Annotated in this window: 6 protein-coding genes and 2 pseudogenes; 5 read left to right on the top strand and 3 right to left on the bottom strand. The window is 65.0% G+C overall.

The window, feature by feature from the left end:
- Positions 1-208 (top strand): annotated as a pseudogene (locus tag G3T14_RS23170) (hypothetical protein); the annotation flags it as partial.
- A 215-nt stretch (positions 209-423) separates the two neighbouring features.
- The gene (locus tag G3T14_RS23165; RefSeq protein ID WP_163644854.1) at positions 424-1,008 is read left to right on the top strand and encodes a hypothetical protein; all 585 of its coding nucleotides are present in this window, start codon (positions 424-426) and stop codon (positions 1,006-1,008) included.
- A gap of 63 nt (positions 1,009-1,071) precedes the next feature.
- Here the strand turns inward: G3T14_RS23165 and G3T14_RS23160 are convergent, their stop codons facing one another.
- A complete protein-coding gene (locus tag G3T14_RS23160; protein ID WP_204263021.1) occupies positions 1,072-1,221 on the bottom strand; it encodes a hypothetical protein in 150 nt (49 codons plus the stop codon).
- 62 nt (positions 1,222-1,283) lie between these two features.
- On the opposite strand from G3T14_RS23160, the gene G3T14_RS23155 reads away from it, so the two are divergent.
- Complete coding sequence (locus tag G3T14_RS23155) at positions 1,284-1,463, top strand: hypothetical protein (protein ID WP_163644852.1); 180 nt, start codon at positions 1,284-1,286, stop codon at positions 1,461-1,463.
- Between the two features lie 319 nt (positions 1,464-1,782).
- Here G3T14_RS23155 and G3T14_RS23150 read toward each other — a convergent pair whose 3' ends face one another.
- Positions 1,783-2,067 (bottom strand): hypothetical protein, encoded by a 285-nt coding sequence (locus G3T14_RS23150; RefSeq protein WP_163644850.1) that lies wholly within the window; start codon positions 2,065-2,067, stop codon positions 1,783-1,785.
- Between the two features lie 100 nt (positions 2,068-2,167).
- Positions 2,168-2,815, bottom strand: a complete 648-nt coding sequence (locus G3T14_RS23145) for a ParA family protein (RefSeq protein WP_163644851.1) — start codon at positions 2,813-2,815, stop codon at positions 2,168-2,170.
- A 518-nt stretch (positions 2,816-3,333) separates the two neighbouring features.
- On the opposite strand from G3T14_RS23145, the pseudogene G3T14_RS25260 reads away from it, so the two are divergent.
- Both G3T14_RS25260 and G3T14_RS25255 read left to right on the top strand, forming a co-directional pair.
- A pseudogene (locus G3T14_RS25260) lies at positions 3,334-3,564 on the top strand (integrase); the annotation flags it as partial.
- Between the two features lie 283 nt (positions 3,565-3,847).
- Complete coding sequence (locus tag G3T14_RS25255; RefSeq protein WP_246733511.1) at positions 3,848-4,303, top strand: site-specific integrase; 456 nt, start codon at positions 3,848-3,850, stop codon at positions 4,301-4,303.
- The last annotated feature ends 108 nt before the right edge of the window (positions 4,304-4,411 follow it).

Here is a 4,411-nt window from a genome sequence, read left to right as displayed (position 1 = left end):
CCCTCGCCATGGCCAATCCGCAGCCACTACCCCGCCGAATGAGCCCCTGCCCGGCGAGGTCGAGCCCTGGCAGGCCGTGGCTCCGATCCGGCCTGACACCGCCTTCGTTCGCTCTCCGCGCCTTCTGAACGGCCTCGGCGAGGCGTTCGCGGCCCTCGTTCTGATCGGCGGCGGCGCCCTCCTCGTGGGCCTCGCGACACTCGCCTGACCTTCATCCCTTCAAGCCTTCATCCCTGCAAACATCGAACGAGGAAAAACGGATATGCGCAATCCCTTCGCCGCGTCGCCAAGCGCGATGCCGTACGCCAATCCCTGAAAGATCGCGCCGCCAGCCTGAAGGCGACGGCTGGCCGGGTGATGAAGCGCAGGACGCCCACCGCAGCCATTCCGGTCGTGGATTGGCATAGCCCACCTGAAGGATTCATGGCCTACCCGGCTATCGATCCGACCGGCTTCATCAACGTCACAGACGGCCTGCGGCTGGAAGCAGAACGGCTTCACACCATTGCGGAAGCGGAGCTTGAGCGTCGTTCCGAAGCCTACCAGCGCGGGCCTGCCGGCAATACCGCGTCCGATTGGACTGCAAACCTACGTCGGCGCCTGCGCGTGGATGAGTTGGCTGCTGCTGCTAATCCCGCACGTCCAGAGCCGGCCGGTGACAACTACTCACACCCTGGCTACGTTCTCTATGAGGACGTTTCGGGCACGACGTATCGGAAGCCGGTCGCACATTGGATCGCCTTCATGACTATGCGGCTCAGGGCCGCCGCCGGGGCTGAATTGAACCGCCAGTTCAATGCTGCGTGTAGAGACGAGCCGGATCAGGACGCCAACGCGCTCTATGACCGGCTGCGCCAGTATCTCCGCATCGACGCCCTGAACGACCTCGCGTTTCAGTCACGAGAAATTTTCGAGGCCAGCCGGGAATATGCGGTTGGGCACAGATGGCGGGTTCTTGGCGCTGCGGCGGCCAAACCAGACCCCGAACTGATTGTGCTGGAGGCCTAGCCAATGGGCACCCTTCACACCCTCCACCCGCGTGCGGCTGCTACCGCCCTCGCTCCGCCATCCTCAGCCGAGATCCGCCGCCCGCTTGAGGAGGCGGCGCAATCGGCCCTCGACACCGCCGACCGGCTGATTGCCCTCCTCGACGCCATAGAAGGCGATAGTGACCGAGAGGACGGCGCCGACGCTGAACCGTCCCTTGGCGCTCCAGAACACCACGTCTCGCAGGTCACATGGCTGCGCGGCTCCTCCTCCGACCGTGAACAGGACGCCGCTCGATGAAGACTGCCGCTACCATGCGCGCCACCCTGGCGCTCGGCTTCCCCACGTCCCTCGCTCGCGGGCTCGGCCGGATGCGTCGCCTTCATCGCGTGCTGCTGGCCCGCGCCGGGCATGAAGCGGGACGCGGCAACGTCGTCACCGCTGCGATCCTCCTCGCCGTCTACATGGCCTCGTGATGCGCGCAGTCCCCGCCATCCGCCAACGTCCGCTAGCCCCTACCCTCGCGGACCTCGTGGCCCTCCTTGGTGTCAGCTTCGATGCGTGGCGCCTGCGCCGGATCAATGCCGGCCTGCAACGTGCCATCGTTCGTGGGGATGCCCCTGCCGCCGCCCGGTGGCGGTCCCGAGGCGAGAGGGCACTCGCCGACACCAACCCTGACCGCTATTCCTGCAAGGCGGATCGACGCTTTTCATGAAAGCCTGCAATCCGTTATTCCGCTAATACGCAAACCCGGTCTTCCTGCCTCCAGGAGTGCCGGACTTCCGCATTGCCGGGCTACTTCTTCACAGGTTGTCGGCGCTCGACTACAGGCGGCTTGCGGTGCTTCAGGAGCACATCGTTGAACGCCTCTACCATGAGAGTTTCCAGCGGCATGTCTCGATCCTGGGCAAGCCGGGACATCTCCAGCCATCCGTTGCGGTTGACGCGAACCTGCATCGTCTTGAGGTCGGACGGACCGGCTACCGGCGGCTCAACCTGGGACGTGCCCGGCTCGGCCTCGGTCTCGGATCGGGGCTCGTCAGCCTCGGAAGTGCGGTTCTTGCCCTCGACAAGACCCATCAAGTTTGGTCGCTTCGGTGCTACCATGGTTCGCGGCTCTCAGGGTTGGCGGGATCGCGGAATGCAGGAGTGCCGGGCATCCCCAATGAAGGGGAGATCCCTACGCCTTGCGTGGGAAGGTGCGGGCTAGCTCGGAGACAGCCGACCACATGGCGCCGATCTCGGTCGCGGCCCTGCTATCGGGATCGTACTCGTTCACGCTCTGCCCGCTGATGAGGGCGTGGGATAGGCTGGCACGCTGAGACACCTGACCCGGTAGGACCGGAGCACCCATGCTGGTCAGCACCGCCCGCGCTTCAGCGACGATGGAAGTCTCGGCCTCGCGGGTGATCGGCGGCGCCGCATTAATGATGCAGGCGATAGGGGCTTTCAGACTTCGCGCCATTGCCAAGGTGGCGGCCACCGCATCGAGGTCGAACGGGCCAGGCCGGACGGGGACAACGGTCACTGTGGCGCGGGACATCATTGAGGCTGTCAGGGCGGCGTTGTGCGGCGGGCTGTCGATCACGGCCCACGCGATCCCGTCAGCCCGTGCCGCGTCTAGCGTCTCACCGATGGTATTGCCGTCCGCCTTCGCCAACAGCGGCGTCGCGGCCTCTCGGCGCTTGTACCAGAACGATAGCGAACCCTGCGGATCGGCATCAATGAGAAGGGTGCGCCCGTCGCGCTCGGACAGCGCGCCGAAGTGAGCGGCCAAGGTGCTCTTGCCGCTGCCGCCTTTCTGCGTCGCAATCAGGATCACATGCATTGCGGGGGTCCGGCAGTCAGGAAGCGAGGCATCACGGCATGATGCTATCGCGGCATTAAGGGATTGCTCAACGCCGGGGAAGCGGATGGCCGACAATCCGGCACACCTTTTTTCCTCGTTGCAGGTATGCAGGCTTCCATGGTTTCAGCTTGTGATGCAACGCTGATCGTATAACTTCCGATAAGGCGCATTCTCGGAAGTTACAGTGTTAGACTGTATCAATGGCGACGGTCGTTGCGATAGACGAAACCAAAGGAGCACGGCTTCGCGTGAAGCCAGCCTATGGCTCGCCGTGCAACGGTTGCGGCTACTGCTGTGTGACGCAGGCCTGCGCGGTCGCCCTCGAACACATCCCCGATCATCCGGCCGGGGGGCCGTGCCAAGCGCTGGAGTATTAAGGACGGTCGGTTCGTCTGCAGAATGATCTGCCGGCCGGGGCACTACATGCAGCTACCCAACGATTGGGCCGACGAAGTGCTCGGGGACATGATCGCGGCGGCGCTCGGCGCGGGGAGGGGATGCGGAATTCTGAAGCGCAAACGCTTCCCTTCCCGGTTTTTGCCGAAGCGGCCAGCCTTCTCCCCGCTAGTGCACTCGCGCTGGTCCAGACCTATCAGCAGGCATCGAAGGCCAGCGCCACCGTGCGCGCCTATAAATCGGATGCGGTGGTGTTTGCGGCGTGGTGCGCTGGGCACGGGGTCTCGGCGCTGCCAGCGTCATCCGAGACCGTGGCGGCCTTACTCTCCCACGAAGCTGCGGCTGGGCTCGCGTCTTCCACGATCGGCCGGCGGCTCTCGGCCATCGCCTACGCGCACAAGCTCGCCGATCTGCCGGACCCTGGCGCGCACGAGACAGTCCACGCGGTCATCAAGGGCATCCGGCGCCGGCCGGATGTCGAGCCCCGGCAAAAGACGGCGGCCACTACCAAAATCATTGTGGCCATGCTCTCGCACATTCCCGCTGGGCTTGCGGGCAAGCGCGATCGCGCGCTGCTCGCGCTCGGGTTCGCAGGGCGCCTTCAGACGATCGGAGTTGGCCGCGCTGCAGGTCTCAGACCTGACAGACCACGCCGATGGCCTGCGGGTGCTGATCCGGCGCTCGAAGACCGACCAGGAGGGCAGGGGGTTCGAAAAGGCGATCCCGCATGGCCGGTACGTTCGGCCGGTGGCGCTCCTGCGCGACTGGCTCGACCCTACCAGGATCACGGACGGGCCGGTGTTCAGACCGGTGTCGCGGTCAGGGCGCATTCGGGCCGAAGCCCTGACGGATCGGAGCATCGGGAAGCGCTACGCCGAGGCCGCTGGGTTCGACCCCGCGCTGTTTGCCGGTCACAGCCTACGAGCCGGCTACATCACGACGGCGGCCGAGCGCGGCGCGGATCTCTCTCGCATCATGGATCAGTCAGGTCACCGTGATCCGAGGACGGTGGTCGGGTACATCCGGCGGGCGAACGCCTTCAAGGATCACAGCGGGTCGGGGTTTTTGTGAAGCACCATAAGTGGACGAGATGGTACGCATACCAAGTTCACCCGAAGGTTGTATGAGGTGGTGCTGGAAATCTGGACAGGAGGCTAAGCTATCCCCGACGTGAGGGAT

The organism is Methylobacterium sp. BTF04 (assembly GCF_010692745.1).
Classification (GTDB): domain Bacteria; phylum Pseudomonadota; class Alphaproteobacteria; order Rhizobiales; family Beijerinckiaceae; genus Methylobacterium.
This window is presented reverse-complemented; position numbering and strand designations above follow the sequence as displayed.

What these genes read in the sequence shown, in the direction of transcription:
- G3T14_RS23165 (WP_163644854.1), top strand. Translation starts at nt 424, where the DNA reads ATGGCCTACCCGGCTATCGATCCGACCGGCTTCATCAACGTCACAGAC.
- G3T14_RS23155 (WP_163644852.1), top strand. Translation starts at nt 1,284, where the DNA reads ATGAAGACTGCCGCTACCATGCGCGCCACCCTGGCGCTCGGCTTCCCC.
- G3T14_RS23150 (WP_163644850.1), bottom strand. Translation starts at nt 2,067, where the DNA reads ATGGGTCTTGTCGAGGGCAAGAACCGCACTTCCGAGGCTGACGAGCCC.
- G3T14_RS23145 (WP_163644851.1), bottom strand. Translation starts at nt 2,815, where the DNA reads ATGCATGTGATCCTGATTGCGACGCAGAAAGGCGGCAGCGGCAAGAGC.